Source organism: Pseudomonas sp. 313, assembly GCF_000316965.1.
GTDB classification, from domain to species: Bacteria; Pseudomonadota; Gammaproteobacteria; order Pseudomonadales; family Pseudomonadaceae; genus Chryseomonas; species Chryseomonas benzopyrenica.
On record NZ_ANBZ01000079.1, the window covers coordinates 152,089 to 166,556 of the forward strand.

Sequence of the window (14,468 nt, forward strand, 5' to 3'; positions counted from 1 at the left end):
CCGTGCCGAACCGGGCGTCAGGACTCGAACGCCATCAGCTTGTCGGCCACCTTCTGGCTGTCGACCTTGTAGGAGCCATCGGCGATGGCCTGTTTCAAGCGGCTGACCTTGTCGCTGTCGACCACCGGCAGATCCTTGAGCCCTGCGGTCAGGGAACTCAGTTGCTTGGCTTCAGCGCTCAAGCTCACCGACTCGCCAGAGGCGGTGCCTTGGGTGGCCTTGACGTCGCTGGTCTGAGCCGTGGATACGTCCTTGGTAGAGGCGGCCTTGGTGTTGCCTATGCCTGCAGTAGAGGACGAATTCAGGCGATTGATATCTAGAGCCATGAGTGGAGATCCTCGTGTCGTCTCGTTCGCATGTCCGGCTTATCGGCGTACTGAGCCGAAACTTTAGCCGTAGACCTGTGCGCCGTGTCACATCCTTCGACAGGATGACGCGCAGAGGTTCAGGGAGCGGACGTTCAAGGTACCTCTTTTGGCTCCTGCGCTAAAGGGCTACCTCCACCTGGCCCTGATCGACGACCCGACCATGGATCACCCGGTTGGAGCTGAGATTGCGGACCCGGATCTCCTCGTCCTTGGCACCGGCGCTGAGGGCCTCGCCCTGCATGCGGATGCTGAAGGAGGCGCTGCGGGCATTGATGACCACCTGCTCGCCCTTGCGAATGAGTTCGGCCTGCTCGATAAAGGACGGCGCCAGGACCTGCTCGCTGACCACCTGACGCTTCAGCTGGGTACCTATCACCTGTTCCAGGCTGGTCAGGTAGCCCTGGGTCAGGGTGCCGACATCGCGCTCCACCAGCGCCACGTTCTGGCTGTCCAGCACCGCGCCACGCAACAGGGGCTGCAGCGTGACCACCACCGGGCGATACAGCTTGACCTGCGCGGGCACGAATACCGTCCAGGGACTGGCGCCTTCGCAGCGTACCTTGACGTTGATCCGACCCACCGGCGTCGGGTTGCCCTGCTGCGACAGCGTCAGAGGTTTGTCGCAGGCGGCCAGACGCAAGCGGGAATCCAGCGAGTTGATCTGGGTTTCATGGCGAGCGTTGGAATTGGTCTCCAGCAAATATTCCTGCACGCGCTCCTCAAGAAAACTTTCGACAGCGCCGATAAGTTCGTCAGATGAGGTGTAGTCGCCTTCTGCATAGGCCTTTCCGCCCAGGCATGTCAGGATCAACACAAGATTCGCAGCCCAGCGGCAAGAGGTTTTCATAGGTCGGAAACACGTCGCTTCGATCTTCATGAGTCACATCTAAGCAAGCCCTGTGCCGAGTTTTTCAACCGGTCTGTGGCAACGAGAGGAGTCGCCAAATGGCTGGTGTATTGGACGCAGTCAACCAACGTACCCAACTGGTGGGCCAGAACCGTCTGGAACTGCTGCTGTTCCGCCTGGACGGCTCGCAGCTCTACGGCATCAACGTCTTCAAGGTGAAGGAGGTGCTGCAGTGCCCCAAGCTCACCGTGATGCCGAAATCGAGTCCGGTGGTACGGGGCGTGGCCAGCATTCGTGGCGGCACCTTTCCCATCATCGACCTGGCCATGGCCACCGGTCGCCGCGGGTTGCCGGACATCAACAATTGCTTCGTGATCATTACCGAGTACAACACCAAGGTGCAGGGCTTTCTGGTGCGTTCGGTGGAGCGCATCGTCAACATGAACTGGGAAGGCATCAACCCGCCGCCCAAGGGCACGGGGCGTGATCACTACCTCACCGCCGTCACCCGCGTCGACAACCAACTCGTCGAGATCATCGACGTGGAGAAGATCCTGTCCGAAGTGGCGCCGTCCGTCGAAACGGTGTCGGCCGGCGTCATCAGCGAAATGGTACAGGCCAAGGCCGTCACCAAGCGCGTCCTGATCGTCGATGACTCCTCGGTGGCGCGCAAGCAGGTGAGCCGCTGCCTGGAAACCGTCGGGGTAGAGGTCATTTCCCTCAACGACGGTCGTCAGGCGCTGAACTACCTGCAGGCCATGGTGGCTGAAGGCAAGCGCCCGGAAGAGGAATTGCTGATGATCATTTCCGACATCGAGATGCCGGAAATGGACGGCTACACCCTGACGGCGGAAATCCGTCATGATCCGCGGATGCAGAAAGTGCATATACTGCTGCATACCTCCTTGTCCGGCGTCTTCAACCAGGCGATGGTCAAGAAGGTCGGTGCGGACGACTTCCTGGCCAAGTTCCGTCCCGATGATCTTGCCTCCCGGGTAGCCGAGCGCATCAACGCGGTCGACAGTCACTAGGTGAAGGCGTCTCTATCCCGGTATCCAGAAGGCGGAGCGGCAGTGTCAGCAGTCAACGCGGATTTTGTGCTTTTTCGTGATTTCCTCGAGAAATCCAGCGGGATCCTGCTCGGTGACAACAAGCAGTACCTCGTCTCCAGTCGGCTCAACAAGCTGATGGAGACCGAGGGGATCAAGACGTTGTCGGAGTTGGTGCAGCGCATCCAGATGCAGCCCCGCGGCGGTTTGCGGGAAAAGGTCATCGATGCGATGACGACCAACGAAACCCTCTGGTTTCGCGACACCTATCCCTTCGAGGTGCTCAAGAACCGCCTCCTGCCGGAATTGACCAAGAACACCTTCGGCCAGCGCCTGCGGGTCTGGTCGGCGGCCTGCTCGTCGGGGCAGGAGCCTTATTCGCTGTCCATGACCATGGACGAATTCGAGCGCAGCGCGGCAGGGCAGGGGCGTGGCGGCATGCAGATCGTGGCGACCGATCTGTCCGGTGCCATTCTCACGGCGGCGAAATCCGGTGAATACGATTCTCTGGCCATCGGTCGTGGTCTGTCCCAGGAACGCCTGCAGCGCTACTTCGACGTGCTCCAGCCAAATCGCTGGGCGGTCAAGCCGGCGATTCGCAGTCGGATCGAATTCCGCGCCCTGAATCTATTGGACAGCTATGCCAGCCTCGGCAAGTTCGACATGGTGTTCTGCCGCAACGTGCTCATCTACTTCTCCGCTGACGTGAAGAAGGACATCCTCACCCGCATCCATGCCACTCTCAAGCCGGGCGGCTATCTGTTCCTGGGTGCGTCCGAAGCCCTCAACGGCTTGCCGGATCTCTATCAGATGGTGCAGTGCAATCCGGGCATCATCTACAAGGCCAAATAGGCCGGTCGATGGACACCCAAAGGGCAGACCCAGGTCTGCCCTTTCTTTTGCGCCAAAGTTTTGCCGCACCTGCCTCGGGGGCCGGCAAAGGTGGCGGAAAAACCTTGCCGCTTGCCGTCGTTCTGACTGCCGCGTCGCGCTAAGCCCTTGATTTAGATGGATGTTGGATACTGGCACGGGCCTTGCTAAATCGCTTGCAAGCCACGTCAAAGGTCTCTCGACATGAGCATCAGTTTCGACAAAGCACTCGGGTTGCACGAGCAGGCGCTCAACTTCCGTTCGCAGCGCGCCGAAGTATTGGGCAACAACATCGCCAATGCCGATACCCCGGGCTACAAGGCGCGGGATCTGGATTTCAGCGCCGTCATGGCAGAGCAGGCGGCCAAGAGCGCGCCAGGGGCTTCCGGCCACTATCAGCTGGAAACCACCAACAGCCGCCATATCGCTGCCGAAGGCTTCGACATGGGCATGGGCGACTCGGCCTTGAAGTATCGCATCCCCACGCAGCCCTCGGTGGACCAGAACACCGTGGATGCGCAGGTCGAGCAGGCCAACTACGCCGAGAACGCGATGAATTTCCAGGCCAGCTTCACCCTGCTCAATAGCAAGTTCAAGGGGCTGATGTCGGCCCTGCGCGGAGAATAGCCATGTCCCTGAGTTCGCTGTTCAACATCGCCGGTAGCGGCATGAGCGCCCAGAACGTGCGCCTCAATACCGTGGCCAGCAACATGGCCAACGCCGACTCCGTCTCCTCCAGCGTCGATCAGACCTACAAGGCGCGGCATCCGGTGTTCGCTGCCCAGTTCAACGCGGCCCAGGGCGGTGCTTCGCTGTTCGACGACCAGGGCCAGGCCGGGGTCGGGGTGGAGGTCAAGGGTATCGTCGAGGATCCGAGCGAGGTGCAGAAGCGCTACGAGCCCAATCATCCCATGGCGGACAAGGAAGGCTACGTCTATTACCCCAACGTGAACGTGGTGGAGGAGATGGCCGACATGATTTCGGCCAGTCGCGCCTTCCAGACCAATGCGGAAATGATGAATACCGCCAAACAGATGATGCAGAAGGTACTGACCCTCGGTCAGTAAGGAACCGGCGCCATGGCCATCAGCACGACCAACTCCACCGCTCAATCGGTACTCGACAAGTACTCCGTCAACAAGACCGGCACGTCCGCCGAAACCACCGCCAGCGATGGCAAGAAGGGTGGCAAGCTCGGCAAGGACGAGTTCCTCAAGCTGATGGTTGCTCAGATGAACAACCAGAATCCGCTGGAGCCGCAGGGCAACGGCGAATTCATCGCGCAGCTGGCGCAGTTCAGCACCGTCGAGGGCATCACCAACCTCAATACCAGCGTCGGCTCGATCCTCTCCGGCAGCCAGTCCTCCCAGGCGTTGCAGGCCTCGACCCTGGTCGGGCGCAAGGTGATCGTCGATACCGACAAGGTCAAGGTGGACACCAGCGCGGACTTCAAGGGGGCGCTCAACCTGACCGCTTCCAGTCCGAACGTCTGGGTCAACGTCTACAACGATGCGGGCAGTCAGGTGAATCGTCTGAACCTGGGGCAGCAGTCCAGTGGCCTGGTGAACTTCACTTGGGACGGCACCGATGCCAGCGGCAAGAAGCTGGCTGCCGGCACCTACCGCTTCGAGGCCCAGGCGAACGTGAACGACACCACCACGGCCATGAAGACCAGTCTGCCAGCCAACGTCGACAGTGTGACGCTCGGGCAGAACGGCGGCGAAATGACACTCAACCTTGCCGGCGTCGGCAGCATCGGCATCTCCAAAGTCCAGGCGGTCGGCCAGTAAGGCGCGGCACACGAGAGGAATCCAGCATGTCTTTCAATATCGGTTTGAGCGGCATCAAGGCCGCGTCCAGTGACCTCAACATCACCGGCAACAACATCGCCAACGCCAGCACCGTCGGCTTCAAGCAGTCGCGGGCGGAGTTCCAGGACCTCTATGCCGCCTCGGTCCTGGGTACCGGCAAGAATGCCCAGGGCAGCGGCGTGCTGCTGGGCAACGTCGGCCAGCTGTTCAACCAGGGCACCATCGATTCCACGCAGAACGCGCTGGACATGGGCATTAACGGTAACGGTTTTTTCGTCACCAGCAACAATGGCGCCATCCAGTACACCCGTGCCGGTTACTTCGGGACCGACAAGCAAGGCTTCATCGTCGACAACAACGGCTACAAGCTGCAGGGCTACACCACCAACGACCAGGGTCTGCTGCAGCCGGGCGTGCGTAGCGACCTGCGCATCGAGACGGCTAGCCAGGCCCCTAAGGCATCCAGCTCGATCAAGCAGACGGTCAACCTGAACTCGACCCAGACGACGCCGACCACCACCCCGTTCAATCCGTCCGATCCGACCAGCTACAACTCCTCGACCTCGGTGAACATCTACGACAGCCAGGGCAACGCCCACGTCCTGTCGCAGTATTTCGTCAAGGGCGCGAACAACTCCTGGACCATGAACGTGCTGATCGACGGCCGCAATCCGGGCGATCCCACCAAGGAAGACGCGACCACCAAGGTTGCTACGCCCTACACCGTGACCTTGCCGTTCACCAGCAGCGGCGCGCTCGATGGCGGCAAGGTGGCCTCGACCGATCTCAAGCAGGTCAATAACGCCACCACCAACACCTTCGAGGGCGTGCTCAAGCTGGACAACTGGGTCCCGGCCATCTCCAACGGCGGTACCCCGGCGACCTGGGCCTCCAATGGCGCTGTCGCCAACCCGGCCGGCATAACCTTGGACATGCGCGGCTCGACCCAATACAGCAGTGCCTTCGCCGTGACCAGCGTCAACCAGGACGGCTACACCACGGGCCAGCTGTCCGGTCTGGAAATCGACGATACCGGCCAGATCTTCGCGCGTTACACCAATGGTCAGTCCAAGGTGCAGGGTCAGGTCGTGCTGGCCAACTTCGCCAACGTCCAGGGCCTGACCCCCATGGGCAAGACCTCCTGGACCGAGTCGTCGGAATCGGGTCAGCCAGTAGTCGGCACACCGCGCTCCGGCACCCTAGGTGCCTTGCAGTCCGGTGCTCTGGAGGCGTCCAACGTGGACATCTCCACCGAGCTGGTCGACATGATCGTGGCGCAGCGCAACTACCAGGCCAACGCCAAGACCATCGAGACCGAGAACGCCATTACCCAGACCATCATCAACCTGCGTTGATGTCGTTTCTCTGACGGCTTGCCGCTTCGGCGTCAGGAAAAGCCTCCCTCGGGAGGCTTTTCTATTTTCAGGCTACTGATTTTAAAAGGTTTTCAGTTTCTGGAACGGCGCTTGCTAAAGAACCTCCGAACGCAAGCTTGGCGGCAATCTGCCGCCGTCGGAGGATCAGATGGACAAGCTGCTGTACGTCGCCATGACCGGCGCCAGCCAGAACGAGATGGCCCAGCGCGCCCACGCCAACAACCTGGCCAACGTCTCGACTTCGGGATTCCGCAAGGATCTCGAACAGGCGCGCTCGATGCAGGTGTTCGGCGAGACCATGCCGTCGCGCGTCTACTCCATGAGTGAGCGGCCGGCGACGGACTTCACCCCTGGCGCGCTGCAGGAGACGGGCCGTGACCTGGACGTGGCCATCCAGGGGCCGGGCTTCGTCGCAGTCCAGGATCCCTCCGGCAAGGAGGCCTATGTGCGCACCTCCAGCCTGCAGATCGACCCCCTTGGCATGCTGCGGACCGGCAGTGGTTTGCCGGTGCTCGGCAATGGCGGTCCCATTGCCGTGCCGCCTGCTTCCAAAGTGGAAATCGGTCAGGACGGCAGCATCACCGTGCGCGGATCCGGCCAGGCGGCCAATGCCCTGGCCCAGGTCGACCGCATCAAGCTGGTCAATCCCGACACCAAGCAGATGGAAAAGGGGCTCGACGGCCTGCTGCACATGAAGCAGGGCCAGGCAGCGCCGCCCATGGATGCCAACGTCTCCCTGGTCTCCGGCTTCGTCGAGTCGAGCAACGTCAATGCGGCGGAGGAAATGACCTCGATCCTGTCGCTGTCCCGCCAGTTCGAGCTGCAGGTAAAGATGATGCGCAGCGCGGAAGACAACGACGCGGCGATGGCAAAGGTTTTGCAATTCTCCTGATAACGGCTAGCGCCGACGTAAAACCGGCACTTCGAGGAATACCAGCATGATGTCGTCACTGTGGGTCGCCAAGACCGGTCTGTCCGCCCAGGACATGAACCTCACTACCATCTCCAACAACCTGGCCAACGTGTCCACCACGGGCTTCAAGCGCGATCGCGCCGAATTCCAGGACCTGCTGTACCAGATCCGCCGCCAGCCCGGTGCCCAGTCCACCCAGGACAACCAGCTCCCCTCCGGCCTGCAGCTGGGTACCGGTGTGCGCATCGTCGGCACCCAGAAGAACTTCACCGAGGGTTCGCTGCAGACCACCGACCAGCCGCTGGACATGGCTGTCAACGGCGATGGCTTCTTCCAGGTGACCATGCCCGACGGGACCATCAACTACACCCGTGACGGCACCTTTCACCTCAATGCCGATGGCCAGCTGGTCACCGCCAATGGCTTCGCACTGCAGCCTGCCATCGTGCTGCCTGCCGACACCAAGACCTTTACCGTCGGCGAAGACGGCACCGTGTCGGTCACCACCGCCGGCCAGGCCGCGCCCCAGGTCATCGGCAACCTGCAGATCGCCCAGTTCGTCAACCCGGGCGGCCTCCAGGCCGTGGGCCAAAACCTGTTCAGCGAGACCGCGTCCAGCGGCGCGCCTCAGGTCGGTACCCCGGGCTTGAACGGCCTTGGCACCGTGCTGCAGAGCACCCTGGAAAACTCCAACGTGAGCACGGTCGAGGAGCTGGTGAACATGATCACCACCCAGCGCGCCTACGAGATGAACTCAAAGGTCATTTCCACCGCCGATCAGATGCTCGGCTTCGTTACCCAGCAGCTCTAATCCCCTGTGAGGACGCGCTCCATGAAACCTCTATTCGCCGTCGCCCCGCTCCTGGGAGCGCTCGTACTCGCAGGATGCGTAGCCCCGGCCGCCAAGCCTGACGATCCCTACTACGCCCCGGTGCTGCCGCGTACCCCGGTGCCGGCGGCGCAAAACAACGGCGCCATCTTCCAGTCGGGGTTCGAGCAGAATCTCTATACCGACCGCAAGGCTTTCCGTATCGGCGACATCATCACCATCACCCTGCAGGAGCGGACCCAGGCCAGCAAGAACGCCAGTTCTGATATCGCCAAGAACACCAAGGCGACTCTGGGGCTGACCTCGCTGTTCGGCGCCAAGCCCTCGATTCCCAATCCGCTGGCCGATGGCGACTTGAGTCTGGACGCCGGTTTCTCCGGTAACCGCTCCAACACCGGCAAGTCCACCGCGGCCCAGGGCAACAGCCTGTCCGGCTCGCTGACCGTGACCATCGCCGAAGTGCTGCCCAATGGCATCCTGGTAGTGCGTGGCGAGAAGTGGTTGACCCTCAACACCGGCAACGAACTCATGCGCATCCAGGGCATGGTCCGCGCTGACGACATCGCCACCGACAACACCGTGTCCTCCACCCGCGTAGCCGATGCACGTATCACCTATTCGGGCACTGGCGCCTTCGCCGATGCCAGTCAGCCGGGCTGGCTGAGCCAGCTCTTCGGCAGCCCCCTGATGCCCTTCTGAGGATGAGCGCCATGTTCAAGAGCCTCATCGCCGCTGCCGCCCTGGCCCTGGTCATGCCGCTGGCCCAGGCGGATCGCCTGAAGGACATCGCCAGCATCCAGGGCGTGCGGACCAACCAGCTGATCGGCTACGGCCTGGTAGTGGGGCTGCCCGGTACCGGTGACCAGACCACCCAGACGCCCTTCACCGTGCAGACCTTCAACAACATGCTGGCGCAGTTCGGCATCAAGGTGCCGCCGGGCACCACGGCGCAGCTGAAGAACGTCGCGGCGGTATCCATCCATGCCGATCTGCCGGCCTTTTCCAAGCCCGGTCAGACCATCGATATCACGGTGTCCTCCATCGGCAACTCCAAGAGCCTGAGAGGCGGCAGCCTGCTGCTCTCGCCGCTCAAGGGTATCGATGGTCAGATCTACGCCATCGCCCAAGGCAACCTGGTGGTCGGGGGTTTTGACGCCGAAGGCCGTGACGGTTCGAAGATCACCGTCAACGTTCCGTCGTCCGGGCGCATTCCCAATGGGGCCACTGTCGAGCGACCGGTGCCGAGTGGCTTCGACCAGGGCAACAGCATCACGCTGGACCTGAATCGCAGCGACTTCACCACCGCCAAACGCATCGTCGACAAGATCAACGAGACACTTGGCGCGGGTGTTGCATCAGCTGTTGATGCCGGATCGATTCGCGTCACGGCGCCGGTGGATCCCAGCCAGCGCGTCGACTACATCTCGATCCTGGAGAACATGGAGGTCGATCCGGGGCAGGCGGTGGCCAAGGTCATCGTCAACTCCCGCACCGGGACCATCGTCATCGGCCAGAACGTCAAGGTCTCGCCGGCGGCGGTGACCCAGGGCAGCCTGACCGTGACCATCAGCGAGGACCCTCAGGTAAGCCAGCCCAATCCCTTGTCGGGCGGGCAGACGGTGGTGACGCCCCAGTCGACCGTCAAGGCCAAGCAGGAGGCCAAGCCGATGTTCAAGTTCGGTCCGGGCACCACGTTGGACGAAATCGTGAGAGCGGTGAATCAGGTGGGCGCGGCGCCCAGCGACCTGGTGGCCATTCTCGAAGCGTTGAAACAGGCCGGCGCCTTGCAGGCCGATCTGATCGTAATTTAAGGAGAACGGGCGATGGAATCTCGTCTGGGTGGCAACTACGGCAACGTCAAGGATTCGGGGGCCTTTACCGACCTGAATCGGTTGGCCCAGATGAAGGGTAAGGATCGCGACAGCGCGGAAAACGTCAAGAAGGTCGCGGGCGAATTCGAGTCGTTGTTCCTGAACCAGATGCTCAAGTCCATGCGCAGCGCCAACCAGGCGCTGGCGGACAAGGACAGCCCTTTTTCCAGTGAGACCACCAAGCAGTACCAGGACATGTACGACCAGCAGTTGGCCGTCTCCCTGTCCCGGGATGGCGGCGGTATCGGCCTGGCCAATGTCCTGGAGCGTCAGCTGAGCAAGACCGCCCAGCCGTCGGCGCGCCCCAATCCCTTCGCCCAAGTCGGCCAGGCGGCGCCTACCGAAAGCCAACTGGCTGCCGGTCGCAATGCCAAGCTCAACGAGGCTGGTAGTAACAGCCTCAAACCGGTAGGTGCCGCCGTCTCCGGGCGTGACGATTCCAGCGCACTCAACTCTCGCCGGCTGGCCCTGCCCGGGCGTCTGGCCGAGCGTACCGCGGCCAACATTTCCGGCGCGGCCGAGCAGGGCGCCACCCTCAAGCAGAGCTTCCAGGACGTCGCGGCCGCCCAGAGCGCCTGGCGCCAGCAGGCCACGCAACCCGGCAGCAAGCCGGCCGCTGCGACCGAGACCGTCGCCAGCGTGGACGGCGCCGCTGCCACCGGCAAGACCCGTTTCCGCACCCGTCAGGAATTCGTCGACACCATGATGCCCATGGCCGAAGCCGCGGCGAAGCGCCTGGGCGTGGACCCCAAGTACCTGGTCGCCCAGGCGGCGCTGGAAACCGGCTGGGGCAAGCACATGGTCAAGCAGGCCGATGGCAGCAACAGCAACAACCTGTTCGGCATCAAATCCCATGGTTGGGATGGCGGCAGTGCCGCGGCAGTGACCCAGGAATTCGTCAACGGCAAGGCGGTGACCGAGACCGCGAAGTTCCGCACCTACGATTCCTTCGCCGACAGCTTCCACGACTACGTGAACTTCCTGCAGAGCAATGATCGCTACGACAAGGCGCTGTCCACCAACGGCAATTCCGAGCGCTTCATGCAGGGCCTGCAGCAGGCCGGCTACGCCACCGATCCGCAATACGCCCGCAAGGTGATCCAGATCGCTCGCAACATGAACACCTATCAGACGGTCGCCTCCCTGGGCACCAGTCCGTCCCGCGGTTGAGGTGAGCCATGGCTGATCTACTTTCCATTGGTCTGTCGGGCCTGAGGTCCACGCAAAACGCCCTGACCACCACCGGCCACAACATCGCCAACGTCAACACGCCTGGCTATTCGCGGCAGGAGACCATCCAGCAGACCAACATCGCCCAGTACAACGGCTCGGGTTATGTCGGTTCCGGCTCCCAGACGGTGGATGTGCGTCGCCTCGCCAGTGATTTCCTCACCAGCCAGGTACGCTCGGCCAACAGCCAGAACAGCGAACTGCAGACCTTCAAGAGCCAGATCTCCCAGCTCGACGGCCTGCTGTCCGACAGCACGACGGGTATCACCCCGGCCATGCAGAAGTTCTTCGCCACCCTGCAGACCGCTGCCCAGGATCCTTCGTCGATTCCGGCGCGGGAGGCCGTGCTCGCCCAGGCCCAGGGCATGGCCAAGTCGTTCAACACCCTGTACGACCAGGTCGACAAGCAGAACGGCCAGATCAACGATCAGCTGTCGGCGCTGACCAATCAGGTCAATGCCCTGGCCAAGAGCGTCGGCAGTCTCAACGACGCCATCGCCCGTTCCAAGGCTGCCGGCGGCGCGCCTAACGATCTCATCGACTCCCGTGAGCAGGCGATCAAGCAACTGTCGGGTATGGTCGGTCTGCAGGTGGTGGAACAGGACGACGGCGCGCTGAACCTGTTCGTCGGCACCGGCCAGCCGCTGGTGGTGGGCAATACCGTATCCAGCATGACGGCCAAGCCGGGTACCGACGATCCCTCACGCTTCCAGATCGTCCTGACCTCGGGCTCGACCGAGCAGAACGTCACCAGCCAGCTTAGCGGCGGCGAGATGGGCGGTCTGCTGTCCTATCGCGACACGGCGCTGGACCATGCCTACAACAGCCTGGGACAGTTGTCGCTGACGCTGGCGGACACCGTCAACCGGCAACTGGGGCAGGGCCTGGACCTGTCCGGCAATGCCGGCTCCGCGCTGTTCGGCAATATCAACGACACTCAGAGCATCGGTCTGCGGGTCATGGGTCGGTCCACCAACACTGGCTCGGCCAACGCGACCCTAAGCATCACCGATACCAGCAAGCTCTCGCCGAGCGACTACCGCCTCGATTACAACGGCACCGGCTTCACGGCGCGCCGTGCCAGTGACAACGCGGCGCTCACGGTCAACAAGAGCGGTAGCGATCCGGTCACCCTGACCCTGACCGATGCCAACGGCAACGATCAGGGCTTCAAGGTGCAATTCAGTGCCGCCGAGCTCGCCAAGGCCCAGGCGGGCGATGTGTTCAGCCTGCAGCCCACCCGTCGCGGCGCTTCCCAGCTCAAGGTGGATCTGGCCCAGGCCGACCAGCTGGGCTTCGCCGGCACGGCCAAGGCGGGGGCTACCACCAATAACCGCGGTACCGGTGCCATTACCCAGCCGGCGCTGACCACTTCAGTCTCGCCGGTCAATACCGCCGACTTCGGGCGGCTGTTCGGGGCCGATGGCCTGAAGCTGAGCTTCAACAGCACTACCAACCAGTTGGATGGCACTCTGCCGAGCGGCGCAACGCTCAGCTACTTGTCACCCACGGCCGGCGTGCTCACCAGCGGCCAGACCAATACGCTCCGTCTGCAGTACACCGACCCGACCACCAACAACAGCTACACCTACGACTTCAACCTCAGCGGCGTGCCGCAATCCGGCGACAGCTTCACCCTGGGCACCAACAAGGGCGCCGTTTCGGACAACCGTAACGCCCTGAACCTGGTGGCTTTGCAGACCAAACCCACCATGGGGGGCTATGGCAACACCGGCACCACCTACAACAACGCCTACGGCGGCCTGGTGGAGCGGGTCGGTACCCTGACCGCCCAGGTGCGGGTGGATTCGGCCGCCAGCGAAACCGTGCTCAAGCAGTCCCAGGACAATCGTGACTCCCTGTCGGCCGTCAACCTCGATGAGGAAGCCGCCAAACTCGTCCAGTTCCAGCAGTACTACGGTGCCTCGGCGCAGGTCATCAAGATCGCCCAGTCGCTGTTCGACACCCTGCTCGGCGCCTTCAGATAAGGAAACCGGCCATGCGCATTTCTACCGCTCAGGCGTTCAACAACGGTATCAGTGGCCTGCAGAATAACTACGGCAACGTGACCCGTACCCAGGAAGAGATCAGCACCGGCAAGAAGATCCTCACGCCCGCGGACGATCCGGTGGCGTCGATCAAGCTGTTGCAGATCAGCCAGGAGGAGGCGCTCAACAGCCAGTACAACACCGGCATGACCGCCGCCAAGAACAGCCTCAACACCGGGGAAGCCATGCTCACCTCGGTGGAAACAGTGCTGACGCGCATCCGCGAGATCGCCGTCCAGGCCGGCAACGGTGCCCTGGATCCAACCGATCGCGCATCCCTGGCCAAGGAAGTCGGTCAGCGCGAAGACGAGCTGATGAACCTGATGAACAGCAAGGATGCCAGCGGCAAATACCTGTTCTCCGGCTCCATGGGCGACACCCAGCCCTATGTACGCAATGCTGACGGCACCTACAGCTACAATGGCGACGAAGGCCAGCGCAGCGTGCAGATCGCCAGTTCCACCTTCGTGCCCATCAGCGACAGCGGCAAGGACGCCTTCGAAAACAACTTCAACGCCAATCGCGTCGCGACCACGCCGGTGCCTGGCAATACCGGGACCGGGCGGATCTCGCTCGGACTGGTGGATGACAAAAAGGCCTACGACGAGACCTTTCCCGCCAGCAATCCGCCGGCCGCGACCGATGGCGTCGGTATCCATTTCCTCGATGACAAGAAATACGTCGTCTACGACCTCTCCAAGGCGCCTACCGCTGCCGAATGGGCGGCCTACGACCCGGCCAATCCGCCGGTTGGCCAGCTCAAGGCGGACAGCCTGAACAGCACCCAGGAAGCCAGCAAGTTCATCAGCTATGGCGGGGTGAAGGTGCAGATGGACGGCGCTCCGGCGGCCGGTGACGAGTTCAAGATCACCCGCGATACCGCCAACGAAAAGCGCAGCCTGCTCAACGTGGTATCCGACTTGCGCAAGGCCCTGGAGAGCGGCGATGGCAGCACCGAGGGCGTGTACAAGATGCGCGACAGTGCTGCAGTAGCCCTGAGCAACCTCGATACGGCCTATACCCAGGTCGATGGTATCCGCGGCAAGGTCGGTGCGCGCCTCAACGTCATCGACTCCACCAGCGACTTCATCGCCGACGTCAGCCTGGTCAACAAGTCGGTGCAGTCGGATCTTCAAGATCTGGACTATGCTGAAGCCCTGTCACGCTATGCGCTGCAGAATACAGTTCTTCAGGCGACACAACAAAGTTTTGTGAAAGTATCACAGCTGAGTCTTTTCAACTACTTAGGCTAGAAA

The 14,468-nt window shown here is 62.2% G+C and carries 15 protein-coding genes; 13 read left to right on the forward strand and 2 right to left on the reverse strand.

Going from position 1 to position 14,468, the window contains the following annotated elements; translation table 11 throughout:
• Nucleotides 1–17: 17 nt before the first annotated feature.
• Nucleotides 18–326 carry a flagellar biosynthesis anti-sigma factor FlgM gene (gene flgM, locus C722_RS0118850; RefSeq protein ID WP_017642004.1) on the reverse strand — a complete coding sequence of 103 codons (309 nt, stop codon included), beginning with the start codon at nt 324–326 and terminating at the stop codon, nt 18–20.
• Between the two features lie 160 nt (nt 327–486).
• Nucleotides 487–1,215, reverse strand: a complete 729-nt coding sequence (flgA, locus tag C722_RS0118855; RefSeq protein ID WP_081594605.1) for a flagellar basal body P-ring formation chaperone FlgA — start codon at nt 1,213–1,215, stop codon at nt 487–489.
• A gap of 98 nt (nt 1,216–1,313) precedes the next feature.
• On the opposite strand from flgA, the gene C722_RS0118860 reads away from it, so the two are divergent.
• From C722_RS0118860 to flgL, 13 genes are all read left to right on the forward strand, one after another.
• On the forward strand, nt 1,314–2,246 hold the full coding sequence (locus tag C722_RS0118860; protein ID WP_017642006.1) for a chemotaxis protein CheV: 933 nt from the start codon (nt 1,314–1,316) through the stop codon (nt 2,244–2,246).
• 42 nt (nt 2,247–2,288) lie between these two features.
• Nucleotides 2,289–3,116 carry a protein-glutamate O-methyltransferase CheR gene (cheR, locus tag C722_RS0118865; protein WP_026083954.1) on the forward strand — a complete coding sequence of 276 codons (828 nt, stop codon included), beginning with the start codon at nt 2,289–2,291 and terminating at the stop codon, nt 3,114–3,116.
• Nucleotides 3,117–3,338: 222 nt separating this feature from the next.
• Complete coding sequence (gene flgB, locus C722_RS0118870) at nt 3,339–3,761, forward strand: flagellar basal body rod protein FlgB (protein WP_017642008.1); 423 nt, start codon at nt 3,339–3,341, stop codon at nt 3,759–3,761.
• A gap of 2 nt (nt 3,762–3,763) precedes the next feature.
• Nucleotides 3,764–4,201: a flagellar basal body rod protein FlgC gene (flgC, locus tag C722_RS0118875; RefSeq protein WP_017642009.1), complete on the forward strand. Its 438-nt coding sequence runs from the start codon at nt 3,764–3,766 to the stop codon at nt 4,199–4,201.
• A gap of 12 nt (nt 4,202–4,213) precedes the next feature.
• Nucleotides 4,214–4,924, forward strand: a complete 711-nt coding sequence (locus C722_RS0118880; protein WP_017642010.1) for a flagellar hook assembly protein FlgD — start codon at nt 4,214–4,216, stop codon at nt 4,922–4,924.
• Between the two features lie 26 nt (nt 4,925–4,950).
• A complete protein-coding gene (gene flgE, locus C722_RS0118885; RefSeq protein WP_017642011.1) occupies nt 4,951–6,300 on the forward strand; it encodes a flagellar hook protein FlgE in 1,350 nt (449 codons plus the stop codon).
• A gap of 169 nt (nt 6,301–6,469) precedes the next feature.
• The gene (locus C722_RS0118890) at nt 6,470–7,213 is read left to right on the forward strand and encodes a flagellar basal body rod protein FlgF (protein ID WP_017642012.1); all 744 of its coding nucleotides are present in this window, start codon (nt 6,470–6,472) and stop codon (nt 7,211–7,213) included.
• A 46-nt stretch (nt 7,214–7,259) separates the two neighbouring features.
• The gene (gene flgG, locus C722_RS0118895) at nt 7,260–8,045 is read left to right on the forward strand and encodes a flagellar basal-body rod protein FlgG (protein ID WP_017642013.1); all 786 of its coding nucleotides are present in this window, start codon (nt 7,260–7,262) and stop codon (nt 8,043–8,045) included.
• Nucleotides 8,046–8,066: 21 nt separating this feature from the next.
• The gene (flgH, locus tag C722_RS0118900; protein WP_017642014.1) at nt 8,067–8,762 is read left to right on the forward strand and encodes a flagellar basal body L-ring protein FlgH; all 696 of its coding nucleotides are present in this window, start codon (nt 8,067–8,069) and stop codon (nt 8,760–8,762) included.
• Between the two features lie 11 nt (nt 8,763–8,773).
• Nucleotides 8,774–9,874: a flagellar basal body P-ring protein FlgI gene (locus tag C722_RS0118905; protein ID WP_017642015.1), complete on the forward strand. Its 1,101-nt coding sequence runs from the start codon at nt 8,774–8,776 to the stop codon at nt 9,872–9,874.
• 12 nt (nt 9,875–9,886) lie between these two features.
• Complete coding sequence (gene flgJ, locus C722_RS0118910; protein ID WP_017642016.1) at nt 9,887–11,104, forward strand: flagellar assembly peptidoglycan hydrolase FlgJ; 1,218 nt, start codon at nt 9,887–9,889, stop codon at nt 11,102–11,104.
• Nucleotides 11,105–11,112: 8 nt separating this feature from the next.
• Nucleotides 11,113–13,152 (forward strand): flagellar hook-associated protein FlgK, encoded by a 2,040-nt coding sequence (flgK, locus tag C722_RS0118915; RefSeq protein ID WP_017642017.1) that lies wholly within the window; start codon nt 11,113–11,115, stop codon nt 13,150–13,152.
• A gap of 11 nt (nt 13,153–13,163) precedes the next feature.
• Nucleotides 13,164–14,465 carry a flagellar hook-associated protein FlgL gene (gene flgL / locus C722_RS0118920; RefSeq protein ID WP_017642018.1) on the forward strand — a complete coding sequence of 434 codons (1,302 nt, stop codon included), beginning with the start codon at nt 13,164–13,166 and terminating at the stop codon, nt 14,463–14,465.
• Nucleotides 14,466–14,468 lie beyond the last annotated feature (3 nt).